General features: G+C 70.3%; 22 protein-coding genes and 1 tRNA gene. 5 read left to right on the top strand and 18 right to left on the bottom strand.

Translation table 11 applies throughout. The features are described 5' to 3' along the window. Window positions 1–64: 64 nt before the first annotated feature. The 3 genes from AB0I45_RS09255 to AB0I45_RS09245 form a co-directional block, all read right to left on the bottom strand. Window positions 65–682 carry a single-stranded DNA-binding protein gene (locus tag AB0I45_RS09255; RefSeq protein WP_175406938.1) on the bottom strand — a complete coding sequence of 206 codons (618 nt, stop codon included), beginning with the start codon at window positions 680–682 and terminating at the stop codon, window positions 65–67. Between the two features lie 136 nt (window positions 683–818). After that, the gene (locus AB0I45_RS09250; RefSeq protein WP_295687642.1) at window positions 819–2,402 is read right to left on the bottom strand and encodes a GTPase; all 1,584 of its coding nucleotides are present in this window, start codon (window positions 2,400–2,402) and stop codon (window positions 819–821) included. Next, complete coding sequence (locus AB0I45_RS09245) at window positions 2,399–4,111, bottom strand: dynamin family protein (RefSeq protein ID WP_295687644.1); 1,713 nt, start codon at window positions 4,109–4,111, stop codon at window positions 2,399–2,401. Before AB0I45_RS09245 ends, AB0I45_RS09250 begins: the two co-directional genes overlap by 4 nt. 215 nt (window positions 4,112–4,326) lie before the next feature. Here AB0I45_RS09245 and AB0I45_RS09240 point away from each other — a divergent pair, with 215 nt between their 5' ends. Further along, window positions 4,327–4,536, top strand: coding sequence for a hypothetical protein (locus AB0I45_RS09240; protein WP_137319433.1), 210 nt, complete (start codon window positions 4,327–4,329; stop codon window positions 4,534–4,536). A gap of 185 nt (window positions 4,537–4,721) precedes the next feature. Here the strand turns inward: AB0I45_RS09240 and AB0I45_RS09235 are convergent. The 5 genes from AB0I45_RS09235 to AB0I45_RS09215 all read right to left on the bottom strand — a co-directional run bounded on the left by AB0I45_RS09235 (window position 4,722) and on the right by AB0I45_RS09215 (window position 9,218). Next, window positions 4,722–4,794: transfer RNA gene (locus tag AB0I45_RS09235), tRNA-Arg, on the bottom strand. A 95-nt stretch (window positions 4,795–4,889) separates the two neighbouring features. Continuing rightward, a complete protein-coding gene (locus AB0I45_RS09230) occupies window positions 4,890–6,737 on the bottom strand; it encodes a pyruvate kinase (protein WP_295687647.1) in 1,848 nt (615 codons plus the stop codon). A gap of 158 nt (window positions 6,738–6,895) precedes the next feature. Beyond that, window positions 6,896–7,207, bottom strand: coding sequence for a thiamine-binding protein (locus AB0I45_RS09225; RefSeq protein WP_137319431.1), 312 nt, complete (start codon window positions 7,205–7,207; stop codon window positions 6,896–6,898). Window positions 7,208–7,248: 41 nt separating this feature from the next. After that, window positions 7,249–8,436 carry an acetyl-CoA C-acetyltransferase gene (locus AB0I45_RS09220; RefSeq protein WP_137319430.1) on the bottom strand — a complete coding sequence of 396 codons (1,188 nt, stop codon included), beginning with the start codon at window positions 8,434–8,436 and terminating at the stop codon, window positions 7,249–7,251. A gap of 287 nt (window positions 8,437–8,723) precedes the next feature. Then, window positions 8,724–9,218, bottom strand: coding sequence for a DNA starvation/stationary phase protection protein (locus AB0I45_RS09215; protein ID WP_265808557.1), 495 nt, complete (start codon window positions 9,216–9,218; stop codon window positions 8,724–8,726). A 306-nt stretch (window positions 9,219–9,524) separates the two neighbouring features. Here AB0I45_RS09215 and AB0I45_RS09210 point away from each other — a divergent pair, with 306 nt between their 5' ends. Further along, window positions 9,525–11,156 (top strand): cell division protein, encoded by a 1,632-nt coding sequence (locus AB0I45_RS09210; RefSeq protein WP_360317891.1) that lies wholly within the window; start codon window positions 9,525–9,527, stop codon window positions 11,154–11,156. Window positions 11,157–11,257: 101 nt separating this feature from the next. On the opposite strand, the gene AB0I45_RS09205 is transcribed toward AB0I45_RS09210, so the two are convergent. After that, a complete protein-coding gene (locus AB0I45_RS09205) occupies window positions 11,258–11,563 on the bottom strand; it encodes a hypothetical protein (RefSeq protein ID WP_247425370.1) in 306 nt (101 codons plus the stop codon). Window positions 11,564–11,592: 29 nt separating this feature from the next. Between AB0I45_RS09205 and nucS the strand changes: the two genes are divergently transcribed. From nucS to AB0I45_RS09190, 3 genes are read left to right on the top strand one after another with little or no spacing between them, the layout of a single operon-like run. Next, on the top strand, window positions 11,593–12,288 hold the full coding sequence (gene nucS / locus AB0I45_RS09200; protein WP_295687656.1) for an endonuclease NucS: 696 nt from the start codon (window positions 11,593–11,595) through the stop codon (window positions 12,286–12,288). Window positions 12,289–12,316: 28 nt separating this feature from the next. Beyond that, complete coding sequence (locus AB0I45_RS09195) at window positions 12,317–13,399, top strand: pirin family protein (RefSeq protein ID WP_295687659.1); 1,083 nt, start codon at window positions 12,317–12,319, stop codon at window positions 13,397–13,399. Continuing rightward, window positions 13,396–13,785 (top strand): GNAT family N-acetyltransferase, encoded by a 390-nt coding sequence (locus tag AB0I45_RS09190; protein ID WP_295687661.1) that lies wholly within the window; start codon window positions 13,396–13,398, stop codon window positions 13,783–13,785. The genes AB0I45_RS09195 and AB0I45_RS09190 overlap by 4 nt, the downstream gene beginning before the upstream one ends. Window positions 13,786–13,862: 77 nt before the next feature. Here the strand turns inward: AB0I45_RS09190 and AB0I45_RS09185 are convergent, their stop codons facing one another. The 9 genes from AB0I45_RS09185 to AB0I45_RS09145 all read right to left on the bottom strand — a co-directional run bounded on the left by AB0I45_RS09185 (window position 13,863) and on the right by AB0I45_RS09145 (window position 22,722). Next, complete coding sequence (locus tag AB0I45_RS09185; protein WP_295687664.1) at window positions 13,863–14,795, bottom strand: hypothetical protein; 933 nt, start codon at window positions 14,793–14,795, stop codon at window positions 13,863–13,865. A 273-nt stretch (window positions 14,796–15,068) separates the two neighbouring features. Further along, window positions 15,069–16,373, bottom strand: a complete 1,305-nt coding sequence (murA, locus tag AB0I45_RS09180) for a UDP-N-acetylglucosamine 1-carboxyvinyltransferase (RefSeq protein ID WP_247425365.1) — start codon at window positions 16,371–16,373, stop codon at window positions 15,069–15,071. Beyond that, complete coding sequence (locus AB0I45_RS09175; protein WP_137319423.1) at window positions 16,373–16,837, bottom strand: DUF2550 domain-containing protein; 465 nt, start codon at window positions 16,835–16,837, stop codon at window positions 16,373–16,375. The genes murA and AB0I45_RS09175 overlap by 1 nt, the downstream gene beginning before the upstream one ends. A gap of 20 nt (window positions 16,838–16,857) precedes the next feature. Then, a complete protein-coding gene (locus AB0I45_RS09170; RefSeq protein WP_137319422.1) occupies window positions 16,858–17,115 on the bottom strand; it encodes a F0F1 ATP synthase subunit epsilon in 258 nt (85 codons plus the stop codon). Between the two features lie 4 nt (window positions 17,116–17,119). Then, window positions 17,120–18,574: a F0F1 ATP synthase subunit beta gene (gene atpD / locus AB0I45_RS09165; RefSeq protein ID WP_137319421.1), complete on the bottom strand. Its 1,455-nt coding sequence runs from the start codon at window positions 18,572–18,574 to the stop codon at window positions 17,120–17,122. A gap of 35 nt (window positions 18,575–18,609) precedes the next feature. Continuing rightward, window positions 18,610–19,557 carry a F0F1 ATP synthase subunit gamma gene (locus AB0I45_RS09160; protein ID WP_295687671.1) on the bottom strand — a complete coding sequence of 316 codons (948 nt, stop codon included), beginning with the start codon at window positions 19,555–19,557 and terminating at the stop codon, window positions 18,610–18,612. 37 nt (window positions 19,558–19,594) lie between these two features. Further along, window positions 19,595–21,253: a F0F1 ATP synthase subunit alpha gene (atpA, locus tag AB0I45_RS09155; protein WP_345031379.1), complete on the bottom strand. Its 1,659-nt coding sequence runs from the start codon at window positions 21,251–21,253 to the stop codon at window positions 19,595–19,597. Window positions 21,254–21,355: 102 nt separating this feature from the next. Further along, the gene (locus AB0I45_RS09150) at window positions 21,356–22,162 is read right to left on the bottom strand and encodes a F0F1 ATP synthase subunit delta (RefSeq protein ID WP_345031382.1); all 807 of its coding nucleotides are present in this window, start codon (window positions 22,160–22,162) and stop codon (window positions 21,356–21,358) included. After that, on the bottom strand, window positions 22,162–22,722 hold the full coding sequence (locus AB0I45_RS09145; RefSeq protein ID WP_345031385.1) for a F0F1 ATP synthase subunit B: 561 nt from the start codon (window positions 22,720–22,722) through the stop codon (window positions 22,162–22,164). The genes AB0I45_RS09150 and AB0I45_RS09145 overlap by 1 nt, the downstream gene beginning before the upstream one ends.

The following is a 22,722-nucleotide window of genomic DNA, read 5'->3' as shown; positions in this document are numbered from 1 at the left end:
AACCGGCACCGACTCGCGTGCACCACTGTAGCGCCTCGGCGAGCCCGCGCCGGTCCCGGGAGACTCAGAACGGCGCGTCCTCATCCGTCGAGGATCCGGGCTCCGCACCGACGAGGGCCGGTTCGGGATCCCCGGGGGCGGCTGCTCGGTCCCCCGTGCCGACCGGAGCGAGGTCTGCGGCATGCTCCGGCGGCGCCCCGTCTGCCTGGGCGTGTTCGGACTCCCACGGAACCGGGCCGGCCGGCGGGCGCTGGGACAGCCCACCCCACTCGGTGTCGGATCCGGAGTCCGAGGCCGGATCCTCACCGCCGGAGGACCGACGCCGGGAGCTGCGGCGGCTGAAGGACCCGGTGCCGAAGCGCAGGTTGTGGCCGATGGCATCGGCGATGATCTCCACCGCGGTGCCCGACCTCTCCCCCGACGTCCAGTCGCGCACCCGGAGTCGTCCGACGACGATGACGGGGTCGCCCTTCGACAGGGAGCAGGCGCACGCCTGGGCGATCGCGCCGTAGGCGGCGACGTCGTACCAGCTCGTGTCGCCCGATTCGTAGGCGCCGGTCTCGGAGTTGAAATAGTCGTGGTTCACGGCCAACCGGAAGCCGACGTAGGGCCGGCCGTCGGTGAGGGTGCCCGTGCGGGGGTCGCTGCCGATGGTGCCGATGAGATGATTCGTGGTCTTCACCGTTCTCGTCCTTTCGAGTGGAGGTGAGTCCACGCTCGCCCCGGCGTGCCTCGTGCACCAGGGACGAGTTCGGCCTGTGGAGGAGCGGGCGCTCCTCCACAGGCCGCGGTCACCGAGGACGGCGCACTGTCCTCAGTCAGCGCAGACCGTCGTAGACCGCCTTGTGCTCGCCGAGGATCGCGGTGATCGGTTCGAGGTAGGAACCCGCCGCGGCGCGCTGCACCGCCTCACGCAGGCGCTCATCGACCTCGGCACCGGCCTCGCGGGCACCCTTGGCACGGGCCGAGGCGGCGGTGACCGAGGTGACGATCGAGCCGATGATCCCGATCCCGAGCAGCGCTCCGGGGACGATCCACAGCCAAGGGGATCCGTCGACGAGGACGCCGGCGAACATGAGCACGAGCTGCGCCACGAGCCACAGCGCGCCGATCACGGTCGCGAGGAAGAACAGGATCTGGAAGAAGCCGGCGACTCCCCACCACCCCGGGGTCCGCCGCTCGATGTCGACAGCGGTGACCGCGGAGTCGAGGGTGTGGGTCAGCTCCGCCGTGCTCTGCTTCTCCGCGTGGGAGACCGCGTGGCGCCACTGCAGCGGGAGCGAGCGCACCGCCTCGGCGACGAGTTCGTGCGCGGCGAGGTTGACCCGCGCGCTCTGCGTGCGGGTGGTCTCCGGGACGGCGGCACGGATGAGGTCGTCGCGGTCCCCACCGTGCTTGGCGCCGAGTGGGTCGGCCTGCCCGCGCTGGGCGAGCGCGAGAGGCGGGTAGCCGGTCTTCCGATAGGCGCGCCGCTGGTAGTCGTCGCGCACGGTCTGCGCGACGGCTTCGACGCCGGCGGCGTCGACCATCGCGTCGACGAGGCGGTCCGCACCCGGCAGGCGCGTCGGGTCGGACAGCGGCTCGCCGAGCTCGGAGCGCATCTGGGCGGCGAGCGAACGCATATCGGCGAGCAGCCGCTCCGAGGCGGCCTCTTTCGCCGACACCGTCTGCGTCAGGGTGTCACGCAGCTGCGGGACGCCTTCTCTGGTGACGGCCGAGGCGAGCTGGATCCGGGCCCCGTCGAGACCGTCCTGGGAGAGCAGCTGCCGCAGGTGGTCATGGCAGGCCTCGCGCTCGGCCGTGGTCAGCGTGTCGATCTGGTTGAGCACGACGACCATGTTCGTCGTGTGCTCGGCGAACTGGGAGAGGTAGTGCGAGTGGAGGGAGAAATCCGCGTACTTCTGCGGGTCGACGACCCAGAACACGACATCGACGAGGCCGACGAGGCGATCGGATTCGATCCGGTGCTCGGCAGCGGTGGAGTCGTGGTCGGGCAGGTCGAGGAGGATGAGTCCGTGGAGCGATTCCTCGTCATCACCGTCGAGTGCGCTCTCGCGCCAGGTCCGGTTGTCGACGGGCACCCCGAGCCAAGACAGGAGCTCTTCGCCGCCCTCTCCCCAGACGCAGGCCGTCGGCAGCGAGGTCGTGGGCCGTCGCACGCCGACCTGCGCGATCTCGAGCCCGGCCACCGCGTTGAACAGAGAGGACTTGCCCGAGCCGGTCGAACCGGCGAACGCGACGACGGTGAAGTCCTCGCCGAGGTTCATCCGGGCGTCGGTCTTCTCCAGGAGCTCTCCGGCGCGCGCGACGGTGGTGCGATCGAGACGGCCCTCCTCGAGGTCGAGGGCGCGGCGGATGCCGGCGGCCAGCCGGCTGATGGCCTCGTGGGTCTGCTGGCTCACAGGGTCTCCTCCAATCGGTCTCCGGCTCCACGCAGCACCCCGGCCTGCCGGGGCGGCACCTCGGTGTCGGCGAGCGCCTGATCGAAGGGAGCACGGTGCCGTTCGAGCACCGCCCTCGCCCGTTCGACGAGCTGCTCGCGAGCGGTCTGCGCGAGGTCGCGGGTCACCTGGTCGCCGAAGATCGTGTCGAGCAGCTTGCCCGCGACCACGGCGGTGCCCCCGGCGATGCCGGCCTCGGCACCGGTGAGTCCCCCGGTGCCGGCGAACACGGCGAGCATGAGGACGGCGCCGACGCCGTTGACGCCGAAGGACAGGATCCGGGCCTTGGCCCGCTTGCTCTGGCCGACCTCGCGCACGAGGTCGTTGACGCCGGAGGACCAGTCGGCGACCATCCGGCCGACCTCGGCATCGAACTGCGGGGGCAGCGTGGCCATGGCAGGACGCTCGTCGACGAGCGCGGCGCCCTCGGGGTAGGCCTGCCAGCGTTCGGCGGTCTCCGCGACGGCACGCACCGTCTGCTCCCGGATGAGGAGAGCCACGCTGCTCTCGATGGCCTGCTCGAGCGGCTCGGCGGCGTCGCGCTTGCCGGTCACGGCTGCGGTGATGCGGTCGCGCACGCGCGCGACGGTGGGCTCGAGGCCGCGGAAGAACTGGCCGGTGCCGACGAAGTCCTGCCAGCGGGCCAGCACCTCGCCGCGCAGCACCCGGCCGTCGGCGAGGGACTCGGCGAGATCGGCGGCGCTGCGGCCGAACTCCTCGTCGACCACGGCGTGCAGACGCTGGTGCGCGTCCTCCTGGCCGGACACGATGTCGGCGAGCTCGCGGACCTTGGCCGGGACGGCGGCGAGCGCACCCGTGAGCGTGCGGGAGATCACCCGGTCGCGGGCGGTCGCATTCATCCCGAGATTGAGGATCCACGAGCGCACCGGGAACACCGCGGCGTCGGGCAGCAGGCCGTCGGTGAGCTCGAGCTCGGGGATGGTGAAGATCGGCGCGGAGCCGAGCCCGGAGTCGGAGAGGAGCCCGGACAGGTGGTGGCGCACCTCACGGTTGGCCTGCGGAGGGACCCGGTCGAGCACCATCGCCACCGTCGTGCCGCGCTCGACCGAGGTCTTGAGGAGCTCCCACGGCACGGCGTCGGCGTAGCGGGCGGCGGTGGTGACGAACAGCCACAGGTCCGCCGCGGCGAGCAGCTGGCGGGCGAGCGTGCGGTTGGATTCGAGCACGGAGTCGATGTCCGGGGAGTCGAGGAGCGCGAGACCGCGCGGCACGCCCTCGTGCGCGACGAGGCGCACCTGCGGCTGCTCGAGGTCGGTCTCGGCCCGCACGACGCGTCGGAGAGTGGGGAGGATGCGGTCGGAGGTGAAGTACTCGCGGTCCTCGGGATTGTGGACGAGGACCGGCCAGCGGGTCGTCGGGCGCAGCACGCCCGGGTTGGACACCTCGGAACCGATGATCGAATTCACCAAGGTCGACTTGCCGGCACCCGTGGAGCCGCCGACGACGACGAGGAGCGGCGCGTCGGTGTCCGACACCCGCGGGAGCAGGTAGTCGGTGAGCTGGTCGTCGATGTCCCGCTGCAGTGCACGACCGTCCTGCGCGTCCGCTGTCTGCAGGGGGAACCGCGACTCCCGGACCCGTCTGACCAGGTCGGAGAGCGCCGGCGCCACCCCGGGCGCGAGGGCATGGAGATTCGATCGGGTAGTCACGGCTCCACTCTGTCGGTTTTCGCCGCACGTCACCACTCACCACGCCGACCACCGCGCCGATTCGCGCGTTCTCGAGCGGATTCCGCCCGCCGCGTCACGCGCATCCGGTCGGCGCCGCGAATGTGGCGTGGGTCACAATTTCCAGCGAACTCCCAGGTGCAGAACGGTCGTTCGAGCGTAGTGTTCAAGCACCACACCGAAAGGGGTTGATTCCGATGACGGGATCGCGTTTCTTCCAGGCCGCTGCGGCCATGTCCTTCCTCGCCCTCCTGCTCGTCGTGTTCGGCGGGGTCAGCGTCCTCTTCGTCGATGTCGCCTTCTTCATCCAGGCGTTCGCGCTGCTCGCCGCGCTCGCCGGGATCGGCCTCGCGATGAGTGAGCGGCTCGCGTTCTGGGGCAAGCCCGCCAGCCCGTACCTCGCCTGAGAACACAGCCGGGGCCGCTTCCCGGACTCGGTGCCCGGACATGTCGGGAGCCCGCGGATTCAACGGAGAATCCGCGGGCTCCCGTCATGCGCGGGACGGTTCTCACAGCCTCCACGAGGGCCGATGCTCGAGCGCCGCTGCTCGATCCGGGCCGACCGTGGTCGAGCGCCGTGATCCCGATGCTGCGCCCCCAGCAGGATTCGAACCTGCAACCTACGGATTAGAAGGCCGTTGCTCTATCCATTGAGCTATGGGGGCCGGGCCGCACGGAGCGCCGCCACTCAGGCTACTACACGGCCCTCCCCCGCCGGGCACGGCCTCACAGCGGCCGGGACCTCACGGCGACGACGACCTCACAGCGACCACGACTCGAGCTGACGGAGCATGTCGCGCTTCTTGCTCGTGTGCCCGCCCATCCGCGACAGGATGTCCGACAGCGCCTCGATCGCCTCTTCGATGTAGGGGCCCTTGTTGAGCATGACGCACTCGGCGCGCTGCGCCATCGCCGCGTCGGTGATCTCCGCGCGTGACGGCAGACCGGACTTCGCCAGGCTCTCGAGCACCTGGGTCGCCCAGATCACCGGGACGTGCGCGGCCTCGCACAGCCACAGGATCTCCTCCTGGAGCTCGGCCATCCGCTCGAACCCGGCCTCGACCGCGAGGTCGCCGCGGGCGATCATCACCCCCACGTCCTGCCAGCGCATCGCCTCGAGCAGCATCCGCGGCAGCTCCTCGAACGCCGCGACGGTCTCGATCTTGAGCGTGATGTCGACGTCCTCGGCCTGTTCCGCGGCGAGCGCGTCGATGAGCTGGGCGACGTCGGCGGCGGAGCGGACGAAGGACAGGTTGACCATGTCCGCATGCGCGGCGACGAACGGAATGTGGGAGCGGTCGGCATCCGTCAGCGCCGGGATGCCGATCGTCGTGTCCGGCAGGTTGATGCCCTTCTCCGCCTTGAGCTTCGCCCCGCGCGGACCCGCGCTCGTCACCCGCAGCTCGAGCGCGTCGGTACCCCCGGCGGTGACGACGGCGCCGATCCGGCCGTCGTCGATCCACACCTCGTCGCCGATCGCCGCGTCGTCGAACACCTCCGGCAGCGAGCAGCCGATGACGAAGGGCGGGTCGGTGACTGCGGGGCGCGGCTCCATCGAGCGGGTGAGCACGATGGTGTCGTCGAGGTGCACTCGCATACTCTGCTCGACACCGGGCAGCGGGCCGACGGTGAGGACGGCGTCGAGCGCGTGCACCTCGGTCCCGGTCATCCAGTAGATCGTCTTGTCCGCCGACAGCAGGATCCCGGCCGAGCCGCGGGCCTCGATGCGCAGCCGACGGTGCGAATCCCGGGCGTCGGTGAGACGGACCTCATCGCCCTCGTCGAGGCGGGACAGCGCCTCGGTGATCGCCCCCGCGTCCCCGGCGAGCGGCAGCGCCTCGGCGTCGAGAGCGCCCTCGATGCCGCGGGCCGCCTGGTCGTCGACCCTCCCCAACCACACGATTGAGCGCTCGACGACCCGTCCGGAGACGTCGCGCTCCGGGCGGATCTTGAGGACGGGCGGCCCGGGCAGGAGCGGACCGGTGCGGAGCTTCGGACCGGCGAGGTCCATCGCGATGAGCGGAGGGGATATGCGACCGGGACCGCGCTGGGCGCGGATCGCAGCGATCATCGCGGTCCACGTGTCCTCGTCGTCATGTGCGCAGTTGATCCGCGCGAGGTCCATCCCGGCGGCGGCCATCGCCGCGACGAGGTCGCCGTCGTGGGCCGACTCGGTGGGCATCGTCACCATGATGCGGGTCCGGCGATCGGCCGGTTCCGGGCCGAGGAGCCGCGCGGTGTCACGCGCCAGGATCTCCCGGCCGGCCACCGGGGTGAGCGCCTGCGGATCCGGGTCCGGAGCCTGTCCGAGCTGGGCGCGCAGCGCGGTGAGGACCACGTCGAGGTGTCCGAGCACCCCGGCCTCCATCCGGCCGAGCGAGGACACCCCGACCTCGGCGAGCCGGTCCTGGAGCCCGCGGATGTCGAGCGCCCGCAGGGCGACGTAGTGCACGAGGTTCCGCGCGGATTCCCGGTGCCGGTCGCGCACGCGGGCGATGAGCTCCGCGCTGCGCGCCTCCGCGGCGAGCACAGCGGCGCGCACCTCGGCGACCTCGCTGATGAGGGATTCGACGCGCTGTGCAGCGGGGATCGTGTGGTCAGTGGTCATACGGCAGCACCTCCAGCACGGGAGCGTAGTGCTCCGAGGTCAACGGGAGGTGAACGGCGCGTGCGCGCGGACGGGGCGGAGCAGGGGACGTCCCATGCTCCGCCCCGTCCACAACGGCCCGGCGCGTGCACGGCGATTCGGCGCGAGCGCGCGTCGGTTCAGTCGGCGCGCTCGTCGAGCGCCTTCTCCAGCCGATCGAGCTTGCCGGTGAGCTCACCGGTGTACCCCGGCCGGATGTCGGCCTTGATGACGAGCGAGACGCGCGAGCCGAACGCCCCGACGGCCTCGGTGGCCTCCTTGACCACGGCGAACACCTCGTCCCACTCGCCCTCGATGGTGGTGAACATCGAGTCGGTGCGGTTGGGCAGACCGGACTTCCGCACGACCTCGACGGCCGCGGCGACGGCGTCGTGGACGGAGCCGGTGGGGTCGTCGCCGCCCGAGGGGGCGACGGAGAATGCGAGGAGCATGATCGATCCTTCCTTCGGAGAACGTCGGTACGCGGGGTGCGTCAGGTCGCGGGGACCTCGAGGACGAGCGCGTCGCCCTGGCCGCCGCCGCCGCACAGTGCGGCCACGCCCTTCCCACCGCCGCGCCGCTGGAGCTCGAGCGCGAGGTGGAGCGCGACACGGGCGCCCGAGGCGCCGATCGGGTGGCCGAGCGCGACGGCCCCGCCGTTGACATTGACCTTCGAGTCGTCGATCCCGAGGTCCTTCATGCTCGCCAGGCTCACCGCCGCGAACGCCTCGTTGATCTCGTAGAGATCGAAGTCCGCCGGGCTCATGCCCTCCTTCTCCGCGGCGGCCTTGATCGCCTGCGAGGGCTGGTGCTGCAGCGTCGAGTCCGGCCCGGCGGTCCAGGCGTGGGAGCGGATGACGGCGAGGATCGGCAGACCGAGCTCCTCGGCCTTCTCCCGCGAGGCCACGACGACGGCGACGGCCCCATCCGAGATCTGGGAGGCGGAGCCGGCGGTGATCGTGCCGTCCTTGCGGAAGGCCGGGCGGAGCTTCCCCAGGGATTCGGCCGTGGTGTCCGGGCGCACGCCCTCGTCCTCGCTCACCACGGTGTCGCCCTTGCGCCCGCGGATGGTGACCGGGGTGACCTCATCGGCGAAGCGGCCCTCCTGCCACGCGGCGGCGGCGCGCTGGTGTGACTGCGCGGCGTAGGCGTCCTGCTGCTCGCGGGTGAACTCGCCGTCGCCGGTGTTCGCGGACTCGGTGAGACCGCCCATCGCCTCGTCGGTGAAGGCGTCCCACAGTCCGTCGTAGTCCATGTGGTCGCGGACGGAGATGGTGCCGTACTTGTAGCCCGCACGCGACTTCTCGAGCATGTGGGGGGCGTTCGTCATGGATTCCTGGCCGCCGGCGACGACGAGGTCGTACTCGCCGGCGCGGACGAGCATCGCGGCCTGGGTGATCGCGTTGAGCCCGGACAGGCAGAGCTTGTTGACGGTGATCGCCGGCGTGGACATCGGGATGCCGGCCTGGGCGGCAGCCTGCCGCGCTGGCCCCTGCCCGCAGCCGGCCTGGAGGACCTGGCCCATGATGACGTACTCGACTGCCTCGCGTGCCACGCCCGCGCGGTCGAGGGCGCCGCCGATCGCCTCGGCGCCGAGGTCGACGGCGCTGAGCGATCCGAGTGCTCCGGACATCCGCCCCTGCGGGGTGCGCGATCCGGCGACGATGACGGCTTCGGTCATGTTCTCCTCCTTGAGCAGCCGACCGGCGGGGCGTCCCCGGCGATCGGGCGATGATGGTGGGTGCGTCCGGCACCCGGCCGGCCGCGCGGCGCACCGGCCCTTCGGCGCGCTCCCGTGCTCCGTCCAGGGTATCCGAGGACGTGATGGCCGACACAACCGCCGGCCGAGGCGGCCCGCGGACCGGCACGTGCCCGATCGGGATCAGGCCGGAACCGCACGCACCCGCCCCACCGGTGACGGCGGAACGGGTGCGTGCAGGAAGCGTGGGCCGGGGGCCGCCGAGGCGGTCAGCCCTTGAGGTTGCCGGCGCCGTCGTCGAGGTGCGCGCGGAGGAACCACTGGAACTGCTCGAGCTCCCGGGTCTGGGCGGTGAGGAGGTCCTCGCTCATCGGATCGATCTCCGCGGTCGCGGCGACGGCCTCGCGGTGGGCGGCGTTGACGTCGTCGTAGACGGCGTCGAGCGCGGCGATGTGCGCCTGGGTGCTGGCCCGGTCGAGCTCGTACTTCATGCCCGGGCGATCCCAGGCCACGCGGCTCGGCACACCGTTGGGGCTGCTGCCGAGAGCGGCGATCCGCTCGGCGATCTCGTCGGCGAAGCCGCGGACGAGCTCGACCTGCGGGTCGAGCATCTCGTGCACGCCGATGAAGGCGGGCCCGACGACGTTCCAGTGCGCGTGCTTGAGGATGAGGTGCAGTGCGTTCATCGCATCGAGCCGCTCCTGCAGGATGCCGGCGACCTTCTCGCCTTCGGCCTCGCTGAGTCCGGGAAGGGTGTAAGCCATGGGTGTTCTCCTCTGCTGCGTGTGACGGATGGACGGGTGAGCACTTCCGCCGTGGCACTCGAGCGGCCGGCGGCGTCTGCGCTCTCGATCGGTTCAACACGGACCGCGGTGCCGGTATTCCGCCCGCACCGCCCGCCCCCGGGTGAGATCCCTCGCATCCGCACCGGTGACGCCCAGGCCCCGGGTGCGATCCGCCGGGTCGTGGCCGATCGGGCACATCCGCTCGGAGGTCATACCCATGAATCCTCAGTAGAGTGGACCGAGAAGCTGAAGAGCACCGGTGAGACAAGGATGGGAGTCGAGAGAGTGACGCCTCTGGAAGAGTTCCGCACTGCAATGCGCGGATACGAGAAGAATGAAGTCGATGCCCGGATCGGGCAGCTGCAGACCGAGATCGATTCGCTGCGCAAAGCGCTGGCAGATGCACGGAGCCAGGTGATCACCGCCGATCGCGCCAAGCTGCAGATCGCCGGCGAGCTGTCCGAGGCGAAGCAGCAGCTCAAGAAGGCCGCGAACGACAGCGCCGAGGCGTCCGGCCCTCCCGGCAGCCGGATCGACCACCTGCTCAAGATCGCGGAGTCCCAGGCCCGCGAGACCCTCGCGCAGGCGACCGCGGACGCGGAGACGATCCGCAACAAGGCCCGCGCCGATGCCGCGAGCCAGCGCGCCCGGATGCACACCGAGAGCAACGACGTGCTCAACAAGGCCCGCTCCGAGGCCGAGGCGATCACCGCCTCGGCGGAGCTGCGTGCCGAGGAGACGATCAAGGCCGCGGACTCCCGTGCCGAGGAGCTCAAGGCCACCGCTGCACGCGAGGCCTCCCAGCACACCGACTCCGCGCAGGCGGAGGCCGAGCAGAGCCGCGAGACCGTCAAGCGCGAGATCGCCGCGCTGCGTGCGGACGCCGAGAAGGAGGCCGCCGACATCCGCGCGAAGGCGAAGAGCGAGGCGGACTCCATCCTCGCTGCCGCCCACGCCGAGCAGGAGAAGGCGAAGAAGGCCGCGAACGACCTCGAGGTCGAACTCGCCGACAAGCGCCAGCAGGCGGAGAAGTCGGAGAAGGAGCGCTTCGACAAGGCCACGGAGGAGAACGCGAAGCTCATCTCCGAGGCCCAGGCCCGCGCCAAGAAGGCCGACGAGGAGGCCAAGGCCGCCGCCGAGCGCGCGGAGACGACCCGCAAGGAGGCCGTCGAGAAGGCCGACCGCATCATCGCCGACGGACGGAAGCGCTCGCAGGAGCTCATCGCCGAATCCCGTGCCACCGCCGAGGCGACGATCGAGGAATCCGCCGCCGAGGCCAAGCGCAACGTGTCGAGTGCCCAGTCGCAGGTCGACCTGCTCACCAAGCAGCGCCGCACCATCACCGCCCAGCTCCAGCAGCTGCGGTCGATGTTCGCCGCTCCCGGACTCTTCGACGGCGTCGACATGACCGAGGACAAGTCGGATCAGGAGGCCGCCGCCGCGCTCCCCACCGAGAAGATCGCCTCCGGCTCCGAGCTCGACGACCTCACCGCGCCTGCGGATGCGGAGAGCGCCGCGGCCGCGGCGCAGGAGTCCGGCACGACCGACGGCTCCGGCTCCTCGGGCGCTGCCGGCACCACCGGCGGCGGGGCGCAGAAGCCCGGGGCGCGGAAGCTCGATGAGAAGCCTGCCGGCACGCCCGGCGCCTCGGGCTCCTCGCAGACCGGCGGCCAGCAGCCGAGCGACCGGAAGAACGACGGTGAGAAGCCTGCCCCCGCGCGGCAGTCCGAGGGCGGAACGAAGGCCGATGGCACCGCGAAGCCCGATGGCGCCGCGAAGACCGCCGCCGGGTCGAAGGGTTCCGCGAGCGGTTCCGGCGGCTCGGGGCCGGCCGGCGCCTCGGCGGGTGGAAAGGCTCCGCAGGGCGGCCGACCCGCCCGCGACCCGAAGTCGCGCGACTTCAACCGGCTGCGCTGAGACGGGCGGACACCGACCCGACCCCCGCACCGCGGACGATCCCGCCGTTCATGTCGAACGGCGGGATCGTCGTGTCCGGGGTGTGCAGGGGGCGGCTGTGCTCAGCGGCGCCGGCGGCGGGCGTTGAAGCAGGAGGTGTGCCAGTGGCGCCGGAACGAGACGCCGGCGGCCACCGCGAACTCGTCCTCGGAGCGCCAGGCGACGGTGTGGGCGATCGATGCCGGGAGGTCCTGCCGGCAGCCCGGGCACACGTAGGTCTTCCCCGAGCTGGTCCCGCGAACGTGCTGCACCACCCACTGTCCATCGGGTTCGTCGTGCACGCGGCGCAGGGAGTTGAGGGACAAGCTCAGATCGCGCGGCTCGCGGGACCACTTGTTGGACCGGCGGGAGGAGGACGAACGTGGCATGGCCCGATTCTCTCACGTAGGGTTGCAGGGTGCGTGTGGTGATCGCGAAGTGCAGTGTCGACTATGCCGGAAGGCTGACGGCCCATCTGCCGACGGCTGACCGGGTCCTCATGATCAAGGCCGACGGCAGCGTCCTCGTCCATTCCGACGGCGGATCCTACAAGCCGCTCAACTGGATGACCCCGCCGTGCACCCTGAGCGTGTCGGAGCCGGACGAGGACCAGCGGGCAGCCGGGTTCACCGAGATCTGGACGGTGACCCAGGCGAAGACCGACGACCGCCTGGTGATCTCGATCGCCGAGGTGATCTCCGAGACCGTGCACGACCTCGGCGTCGATCCCGGTCTCGTCAAGGACGGGGTCGAGGCGCACCTCCAGGAGCTCCTCGCCGAGCACATCGAATCGCTCGGCACCGGGTACCAGACCGTCCGCCGGGAGTACATGACCGCGATCGGGCCCGTCGACATCCTCGCGAAGGACGCGCTCGGCACCTCGGTCGCGATCGAGATCAAGCGGCGTGGGGGGATCGACGGTGTCGAGCAGCTCACCCGCTACCTCGAACTCCTCAATCGCGATCCCCTCCTCTCCCCCGTCAGTGGGGTCTTCGCCGCGCAGGAGATCAAGCCCCAGGCCCGTGCGCTCGCGGAGGACCGCGGCATCCGCTGCGTCGTCCTCGACTACGATGCGCTGCGCGGGATGGACGACCCCGAGACCCGGCTCTTCTGAGACCGCCGGCCGCTGCCGAAGGAGCCCGATGACGAATCACGAGATCGACCCGGCTGAGTACGAGTGCGCACACGTCACCTGCGCCGATGCCATCGACATCATCACCGCGCGCGAGGTGCCGCTCGGCGGGCTGCGGGCGATGACCGTGCGCCGCACCCTCCCCCAGCGCAAGCGCTCGCTCATCGGCCCCTGGTGCTTCGTCGACCACTTCGGTCCCGACGATGTCGCCGCCACCGGGGGCATGCAGGTCGCCCGCCACCCGCACACCGGGCTCGCCACCGTGACCCTGCTGTTCCACGGCGAGATCGAGCACATCGACTCCACCGGCTTCTCCAACATCGTGCGGCCCGGCGAGGTCAACCTCATGATCGCCGGCTCCGGCATCTCCCACTCGGAGTTCTCCTCCGATGCCACCGAGCAGCTCCACGGCGTCCAGCTCTGGTACGCGCTGCCCGACGCGCTGCGCAACGGGATGCCGGAGTCCCAGCACTTCGTCCCCACCTGGGCCGAGGTGCCCGGCGGCCGGGTGCTCACCTACCTCGGCTCCTTCGCCGGGCAGAGCTCGCCCGTGGACACCCGTGTGCCCGCGCACGCCGCGGAGATCCTCGTCGATGCGGGGCAGACCGTCGAGGTCGACCTCGATGCCTCCTGCGAGCACGGTGTGCTGCTCGACTCCGGTGCGCTCACGCTCGGCGTGCGCGATCACGAGCAGACGGTGGCGCCGGACGAGCTCGCGTACCTCCCGTCGGGTCCGGATGCGCTGAGGCTCACCGCCGGGCCCGAGGCGCCCGCCCGGGTGATCGTCGTCGGCGGGCGGCCGTTCGGGGAGAGCATCGTCATGTGGTGGAACTTCGTCGGACGCAGCCACGACGAGATCGTCGCCTACCGTCGCGCGTGGCAGACCGAGATCGGTCGCGCCGAGGACGACGGCGCCGATGGCGCCGGTGCCGCTGAGCCGCTGGGCGACGGCGAGGGCGGTGACACCACCGCCGAGCCTGTGGGCGACGGCGTCGAGGGGCCGCGGTTCGGCACCTTCCCGCCCGACCAGCCCGAGCCGATCCCGGCGCCCCCGCTCCCCCGCGTCCGCATCAAGCCCAGGAGGCAGTCATGAGCGATCCTGTCATCGAAGTCACCGACAACCCTGCCGAGCACCGCTACGACATCACCGTCGACGGCGCGCCGGCGGGGTTCTCGGCCTACCGCGACACCACGGCGCCCCGCGGCGGCGGGAGCGGATCCGGTGAGGGGGACGCCCCCGGCGGGGGTTCCTCGGACCCGGCGCAGCAGCGGATCCTCTACCACACGGTGATCGACGAGGCCTTCTCCGGCCGGGGGCTCGCCTCCCGGCTCACCCGGGACGCGATCGCCGCCGCCGTGGCCGAGGGCTTCCGGATCGTCCCGCTGTGCCCCTACGTCAAGTCGTGGGTGGGCAAGCACGACGAGTTCGCCGACCACATCGACCCGGTCAGCAGCGCCCACCTCGCCCTCTTCTCCTGACAATTTCCGAAGGTTCCTGAGAGCGATTCCGCGCGTCTGTGCGATCTCACGATGCAGGACCTCACGGACCCCCGACCTCATGCCCCGAATCCCCGGACCGTCGGCGAGGCGTCCAGGGCAGCGGCCGTGAGCGCGACGACCTCGGCCTCGGGCATGTCCTTCGTCACCCGGGTGCGTCGCCAGCCCTCCGACTCGAACGCCTGACCGCGCTCGATGTCGACCGCCCACTGGACGGGGTCGGTCCGGTGGTGCTCCCCCTCGTACTCGACGGCGAGTCGCTGCTCGACGTAGCCGACATCCGGATGGATCGTCCGACCGAGCGCTCGGATGTGGACGGGAGGATGGACGACCGGCTCCGGGAGCCCGCCGTCCACAAGCACGAGTCGCAGAGAAGTCTCGCGCGGCGAATCCACCCCCGGCCGCGCGCGGTCGAGCGCGGCGCGGAAGGTCGACCTGCCGCGGTACCGGACCGGCGCCTCGGCGACGGCGCGGAGCGAATCCAGGGTGGCGCTCGCCTCTCCGTGCCACGTGCCGAGCAGGCAGTCGAGGGCGATGGTCATGTCGCGCACGCCGAGCATCCCGGCGATCTGCCGCAGCGTCTGATCACGTGCGACGATCCGCAGGTCCCACTCCTCGACGACATCGAGCAGCTCCGCCGAATGCCCTTTGACACCGCGGCGGCGGATCGGCACGACGCCGATCATCGAGGTCACGTGGCTGTGGCGGAGCAGATCCTGCGGGACCGCCATGCCGTGGAGGACCGCCGCCGAGGTGTGGCTCGCGGCGCAGTCCGGCCGCACGTGCTGGAGGCCGAGCTGGCGCAGATGGATGGTCTTCCAATCCTCATCGGCCCAGTCGGGGATCTCGATCGTCTTCCGCCACTCCGGGTGCTCGCGCACGCCGTGATGCGGTGCACGGACATGTCCGCGCGCGGTGACGGAGTACGAGGACAGGTCGTAGGAGTCGTGATCGTCGGGGTTGAAGTACAGGGGGATCCGGTGTGCAGCCATGCCGGCACGCTAGACAGAGCGTCGCCCCGGCACCAGTGCGCGCCCCGGCCTGTGGACTGTTGCGGGCGCCGGCTCACGATTGTGACACCAGGACGCCGCGGCTGTGACCTCGCGACGCGGGCGATGACATCGGGGGCGCCTTCGCCACCGGGGAACTCCACCGGTCGCTGCGCTGCGACCAGCACCCGGACCCGTCACGGGACACAGTCGGCGGCGCGCTGACCTTGCGAAGAATCGCGGAAACGCTCTCAGGAATCTTCGGAAATTGAGGTCTCAGGGGCGGTCGAAGTCGAGGAGATCGGGCTTCTCCACCCGCTCGACCTGCGCACCGAGCGCCTGGAGCTTCTCCACGAAGTACTCGTAGCCACGATCGATGTGATCGACACCGGAGATCTGCGTCTGCCCGGTCGCGGCGAGCCCCGCGAGCACCAGACCCGCCCCGGCCCGGATGTCCGAGGCCTCGACCTCCGCCCCGGAGAGCTGCGGCACCCCGGTGATGAGCGCGTGGTTGCCGTCGATCGACACCTCCGCGCCGAGCCGGGCGAGCTCGTTGACGAACCGCCAGCGCGCCTCGAAGAGGTTCTCGGTCAGCAGCCCCACACCGTCGGCCACCGCGTTGAGCGCGATGACGAAGGGCTGAAGATCCGTGGGGAAGCCGGGGAACGGCAGGGTCGACACACGGATGCTGCGCGGCCGCTCGGTCCCACGCACCCGGAACGCGCCGCCGGGGTTGTCGGTGTCGCAGTCCGCGACCTCCGCCCCGGCGTCGCGGAGCTTGTCGACGACGATCGGCAGCAGGTCGAGGGACGCGCCCTCGACGGTGAGGTCGCCCCCGGTGATCGCGGCGGCGAACGCCCAGGTCCCGGCGACGATCCGATCCCCCACGCAGCGGTGCTCCACCGGCTGCAGGCGGGCGACGCCGTCGACGGTCAGGGTCGAGGTGCCGATCCCGGAGATCCGTGCGCCCATCGCCACGAGCATCCGACAGATGTCGACGATCTCCGGTTCGCGCGCCGCGTTCTCGATGACGGTCCGGCCCTCGGCGAGCGTCGCGGCCATGACGAGGTTCTCCGTCGCCCCGACCGAGGGGAACGCGAGGTGGATGTCCGCCCCGCGCAGGCCGTCGGGCGCCTCGGCGATGAAATATCCGTGGTCGAGGTGGACGGTCGCCCCGAGGAGCTCGAGGCCGGCTTTGTGGAGGTCGAGCCCGCGCGAGCCGATCGCGTCGCCGCCGGGCAGCGCCACGTGGGCGGCGTGCATCCGACCGGTGAGCGGGCCGAGAACGGAGATCGAGGCGCGCATCGCGCGGACGAGCTCGTAGTCCGCCTGGATCCCGGCCTCCTCGGGCACGTCGATCGCGACCGTCCCGGCCTCCGGGTCGTAGTCGATCCCGCAGCCGAGGCGTCCGAGCAGCTCGCACATGATCGACACGTCGAGGATGCGCGGCACATTGGTGATCACGGAACGGCCCGGGGCGAGCAGGGTCGCCGCCATGAGCTTGAGCACGCTGTTCTTCGCCCCGCGGACCTCGACGGAGCCGGACAGCACAGCGGGGCCGTGGACGGTCAGGACCTGCATCAGGTGAATCGTCCCATCGTGAGATTGGAGCCGGGAGGAGCCGACTCGAGCCAGGAGGAGAAGGCCGAGAGCGCCTCGGAGTCGAGGGCGAGGAGCACGTCCCGGGGATCCCCGTCATGGGTGCCGTAGCGGCACGTGATGATCTGAGCATCGGGCAACACCGCGTACTGCTCGTCCGGATCAGGCGCATTCCGCGCGGTGATCTCGAGATCCGAGCGCGGCAGCAGGAAGGCGGGGCGCCGGCCGAGGCTGAACACGGGGTACCACGCGAGAGCGGTGACGGTGAACACCCCGACCCCGAGACGCCAACGTGGGCGACGGGTACCGTCGCCCACGCGGGTGGAGCAGTCGAATGCGCCCGACAGACGGGTGATCGAGCGGCGTCGCATCGAGAACAGTGCGACGACGAGGATCGCCAGCCCTACCAATGAGAGCAGAACAATCAGTAGGGAGGAGGGGTTCACGTCTGCCAGTGTAGCGAAGCTCAGACGAGTTCGGCCTGGTCGGCGACCACGGTCACGCGATCGTTCTCCACGGACAGGAACCCGCCATCGGCCTGAGCCGTGAGGTGCTCGCCGTCCGCGGTCACGATGCGCACCTGCCCGCCGGCCACGATGCCGAGCACCGGCTCGTGGCCGGGCAGGATGCCGATCTCGCCCTCGGTGGTCTTGGCCACGACCCGGCGGGCCTCGCCGGACCACACAGCGTGCTCGGCGGCGACCACGGTGACCTGGAGACTCATCGGATCAGCCCTTCTTCTGGAGCTCGTCGTAGTTGCGCAGCACGTCGTCGATCGCGCCGACGTTGAAGAACGCCTGCTCCGGGATGTGATCGAAGTCGCCGTTGCAGATGCCGCGGAAGCCCTCGATGGTGTCCTTGATCGACACGGTCGAGCCCTCGACACCGGTGAACTGGAGCGCGGTGTAGGTGTTCTGGGAGAGGAACTGCTCGATCCGGCGCGCGCGGTGCACGGTGAGCTTGTCCTCCTCCGAGAGCTCGTCGACGCCGAGGATCGCGATGATGTCCTGCAGCTCCTTGTTCTTCTGCAGGATCTGCTTGACCTCGGTCGCCACGTCGTAGTGCTCCTGACCCACGTAGAGCGGGTCGAGGATGCGCGAGGACGAGGCGAGCGGGTCCACGGCCGGGTAGAGGCCGCGCGAGGCGATGTCACGGCTGAGCTCAGTCGTCGCATCGAGGTGCGCGAAGGTCGTCGCCGGGGCCGGGTCGGTGTAGTCGTCGGCCGGGACGTAGATCGCCTGCATCGAGGTGATCGAGTTGCCGCGGGTCGAGGTGATGCGCTCCTGCAGGACACCCATCTCGTCGGCCAGGGTCGGCTGGTAGCCCACGGCCGAGGGCATGCGGCCCAGCAGCGTGGAGACCTCGGAGCCGGCCTGGGTGAAGCGGAAGATGTTGTCGATGAAGAGGAGCACGTCCTGGTTCTGCACATCGCGGAAGTACTCCGCCATGGTCAGACCGGTGAGCGCGACGCGCAGGCGGGTGCCCGGCGGCTCGTCCATCTGGCCGAAGACGAGCGCGGTCTTGTCGAGCACGCCCGACTCGTCCATCTCGAAGATCAGGTCGTTGCCCTCACGGGTGCGCTCGCCGACGCCGGCGAACACCGATACGCCGCCGTGGTCCTGGGCCACACGCGTGATCATCTCCTGGATGAGCACGGTCTTGCCCACGCCCGCGCCGCCGAACAGGCCGATCTTGCCGCCGAGCACGTAGGGGGTGAGGAGGTCGATGACCTTGATGCCGGTCTCGAACATCTGGGTCTTCGACTCGAGCTGGTCGAAGTTCGGCGCGCTGCGGTGGATCGGCCAGCGTTCGGTGATCTCGTAGGGCTCGTCGATCATCGAGCCGTTGAGGACGTCACCGGTGACGTTGAAGACCTTGCCCTTGGTCACGTCGCCCACGGGCACGGTGATCGGGGAACCGGAGTCGACGACCTCCTGGCCGCGGACGAGGCCGTCGGTCGGCTGCAGGGAGATCGCGCGGACGATGCCGTTGCCGAGCTGCAGCTCGACCTCGAGGGTGACCTTGCGGGTCCCCTCGGACAGCGTGACCTCGGTGGTCAGCGCGTTGTAGATGGCCGGCACGGAGTCGAGCGGGAACTCGACGTCCACGACGGGGCCGATGACGCGGGAGATCCGGCCAACGGTCCCCTGTGCCTGGGGGGTTTCCGTAACTGTGGCAGTCATGGTCTTCTTTCTTCTCTGCTCTCGTAGGTGACCGGTCACTCGCCGCCGGAGGCGGCGAGGGCGTCGGCACCGCCGACGATCTCAGTGAGTTCCTGAGTGATCTCGGCCTGGCGGGCCGTGTTGGCCAACCGGGTGTAGGTCTTGATGAGTTCGTCGGCGTTGTCCACCGCAGTGTTCATCGCCTGCTGGCGAGCCGCCTGCTCCGCCGCCGAGGCGTTGAGCAGGGCGGCGAGGATCCGCGAGTCGATGTAGCGCGGGAGCAGCGCATCGAGCACTTCCTCCGCACTCGGCTCGAACTCGTAGAGCGGGAACACCTGATCCTGCTCGAAGCTCGGCGCGGTCGGCTCGGTGCGCACCTCGGGCACGCTCGAGTCGTCCTCCGCCTCGACGACCTCGAGCGGGATGAGCCGACGGTACTCCGGCTCACGGGCGATGCTCGAGATGAAGCGGGTGTAGACGAGGTAGATCTCGTCGACCCCGCCGTCCTCGACGGGAGTGTGGAACGCCTCGACGAGCTGCTCGCCGATCTCACGGGCGTGAGCGGCCTCCGGCGCCTCGGAGAACCCGGTCCACGCCCGGGCGAGCTCGCGCTCCCGGAAGGTGTAGTAGGTCTCCGCCTTGCGGCCGACGGTGTACAGCGACACCTGCTTGCCGTCCTCGCCGAGCATGCGGACGAGCTCCTCGGCCTCACGGATGACGTTCGCCGAGTAGGCGCCGGCGAATCCGCGGTCGGGGCCGATCACGACCACCGCGGCCCGCTGCGCGTTCTCGGGCTCGGTGGTGAGGGTGTGATCGACGTTCGACTGCGTGGCGACGGCGGACACCGCACGGGTGAGCGCATTCGCGTACGGGCTCGCGGCCTGCACGCGTCCGATCGCCTTCTGGATCCGGGACGCAGCGATGAGCTCCATGGCCTTGAAGATCTTCCGCAAGGACTTCGTGGAGTTGATCTTCGCCTTGAAGACCCTCTGCTGGGCTCCCATCAGATGTTCCTTTCGCTAGCGAGCGTCATGGGGTCGGTCAGGCCTTCTTGGCCGAGGACCCGCGCGACTGCTTGACGATCTTCTCCTGCTGCACCTCGTCGGCCTGGGCGGAGTCGAACTCCTCCGAGCCGGCGTGGATGCCCGCATCCGAGGACGGCTGGAAGCCGGCCTTGAAGTCGGTGATCGCCTGATCGAGCTCGCTGATGATCTCATCGGAGAGCTTGGCGGTGAGATCACGGATCGTGTCGAGCAGATTCGTCTTCCGCTCGAGGTGTTCGTGGAACTCCGCTTCGAACCGCAACACGTCCTCGACCGGGATGTCGTCGAGGTGACCCTCGGAGCCGGCCCAGATCGACACGGTCTGCTTCTCCGCCGACATCGGGGAGAACTGGTTCTGCTTGAGCAGCTCGGTGAGGCGGGCGCCGCGGGCCAGCTGCTGCTTGGTCGCAGGATCGAGGTCCGAGGCGAACATCGCGAAGGCCTCGAGCGAGCGGTACTGCGCGAGCGAGATCTTCAGCGTGCCCGACACACCGCGCAGCGGCTTCGTCTGGGCGGAGCCGCCGACGCGCGACACCGAGATGCCGACGTCGACCGCGGGGCGCTGGTTCGAGTTGAACAGATCCGACTGGAGGAAGATCTGGCCGTCGGTGATCGAGATGACGTTCGTCGGGATGAAGGCTCCGACGTCGTTCGCCTTGGTCTCGATGATCGGCAGGCCGGTCATCGAACCGCCGCCCATCGCGTCCGACAGCTTGGCGCAGCGCTCGAGCAGGCGGGAGTGGAGGTAGAACACGTCGCCCGGGTAGGCCTCACGACCCGGCGGACGGCGCAGCAGGAGGGAGATCGCACGGTAGGCCTCGGCCTGCTTCGACAGGTCGTCGAACACGATGAGGACGTGCTTGCCCTCGTACATCCAGTGCTGGCCGATGGCCGAGCCCGCGTAGGGGGCGAGGTACTTGAAGCCGGCGGGGTCGGAGGCCGGGGAGGCGACGATCGTGGTGTACTCGAGCGCACCCGACTCCTCGAGGCTGCGGCGCACCGAGGCGATGGTCGAGCCCTTCTGGCCACAGGCGACGTAGATGCAGCGGACCTGTTTCTTCGGGTCGCCGGACTCCCAGTTGGCCTTCTGGTTGATGATCGTGTCGAGCGCGATCGCGGTCTTGCCGGTCTTGCGGTCGCCGATGATGAGCTGGCGCTGTCCGCGGCCGATCGGGATCATCGCGTCGATGGCCTTGAGGCCGGTCTGCAGCGGCTCCTTGACCTCCTTGCGGTCCATCACGCCGGCGGCCTGGAGCTCGAGCTCGCGGCGGCCGGTGGAGGCGATCTCGCCGAGTCCGTCGATCGGGTTGCCGAGCGGGTCGACGACGCGTCCGAGGTAGCCGTCGCCGACCGGGATCGACAGGACCTCGCCGGTGCGGTAGACGTTCTGCTCCTCAGCGATGCCTTCGAAGTCACCGAGGATGACGGCACCGATCTCGCGCTCATCGAGGTTCTGGGCGAGGCCGAGGGTGCCGTCCTCGAACCGGAGGAGCTCGTTCGCCATCACGCCGGGCAGGCCCGAGACGCTGGCGATGCCGTCACCGGCGGTGATGACCTTGCCGACCTCGGTCTTGTCTCCACCCTGCGGGTTGTACGATTCGACGAACTTCGCCAGGGCGTCCCGGATCTCCTCCGGACGAATTGTCAGTTCCGCCATCTGGTTTCCCTGCTTCCTTGTTTTCGAAGAGCGTCCCCGAGGTGGTCGGGTGGACCGCTCCATACCGTGTATGTGTGCCCGAGGTGCGCGGGCGGTGGTGTGTCAGCCGGCGAGCCGGCGACGGGCGTCTGCCAGACGATCGGAGATCGTCGAGTTCATCACCTCATCGCCGACCTGCACGCGCACTCCGCCGACGACTTCGGGATCGACGTGCACGTTGAGGACCAGCTCCCTGCCGTAGGACGCAGAGAGCGCTGCGGTCAGACGGTCCTGCTGTTCGGGGCTCATCGGCTGGGCGACCGTCACCTCGGCGACGGAGCGCTGCTGGCGCGCCGCGAGCACCTCGGAGTAGGTGTCCAGCGTCTCCGAGACCCGCAGGCCGCGCGGGTGCGCGGCCGCCTGGGAGGCGAGACGGACGGTGTCGGCCGAGGCCCTCTCACCGAGCAGGTCCGCGACGAGCGCGCGCTTGGACTCCGCGGGCGCGGCGGACTCGAAGGCCCAGCCGAGCTCGTGATCGGATTCCAGCAGACGGCTGAAGCGGAACAGCTCCTCCTCGACCTGGCCGAGCCGGCCCGCGGTCTGAGCGTCGGCCGCGACCGCGGTGACGCCGGCGACCTCGAGCGCAGTGACGAAGTCCTGCGGCCTGGCCCAGTGACGGGCGGCCGCGGCGAGAGCGATGTCGAGCGCACGCTCGTCCACCGACCCGGAGAACAGGGTCTGGAGCACGCCGCGCTTGCGCTCGGCGTCGATCGCCGAGTCCGCCATGGCACGGCGGAGCTGCGCGTTGTCCGCGAGCACCGAGACCATGCCGAGCAGGCCGTCGGCCAGCGCGGCACCGGACTGCTGCCCGAGGGCCGCGTCCAGGTCCTGCAGCGTGAGGGCGAGTGAGCTTCTGCTCGACTGGAGCATCAGTACTCCTTCACCGGCTGAGCCGCAGGGGTCTGCGCTTCGAGGTCGGCGATGAAGCGGTCGACGACGTTCGCGGCGCGCTGGTCGTCGCGCAGGCTCTCGCCCACGATCCGCGAGGCCAGATCGGTGGCGATGCCGCCGACCTCACCGCGCAGCGAGACCATCGCGGCCTGCCGCTCGGCCTCGATCTGCGCCTTGGCCTGCGCGATGATGCGCTCGGCCTCGTCGTTGGCGTTCTGCTTCATCTCTGCCAGGATCTGCGCGCCCTCTTCCTGGGCCTCGGCCCGGAGCCGTGCGGCCTCGGCGCGACCGTCGGCGAGCTGCTTCTGGTACTCGGCGAGGGCCTTGTCGGCCTCCGCCTGCACCCGCTCAGCCTTCTCGATGCCGCCTTCGATGGCCTGTGCGCGCTCGTCCAGGATGTCCCTGAACTTCGGCAGCACGAGCTTCCAGAAGGCGAAGAAGATGATGGCGAAGCAGACCGCTGACCAGATGATGTCATAGGTCGCCGGCAGCAGGGGGTTGGCAGTCTCTCCTGCTGCAAGCACTGAAATCGGGGTCAT

The sequence above is a fragment of the Brevibacterium sp. NPDC049920 genome, assembly GCF_040656435.1.
Lineage (GTDB): Bacteria > Actinomycetota > Actinomycetes > Actinomycetales > Brevibacteriaceae > Brevibacterium > Brevibacterium pityocampae.
This window is presented reverse-complemented; position numbering and strand designations above follow the sequence as displayed.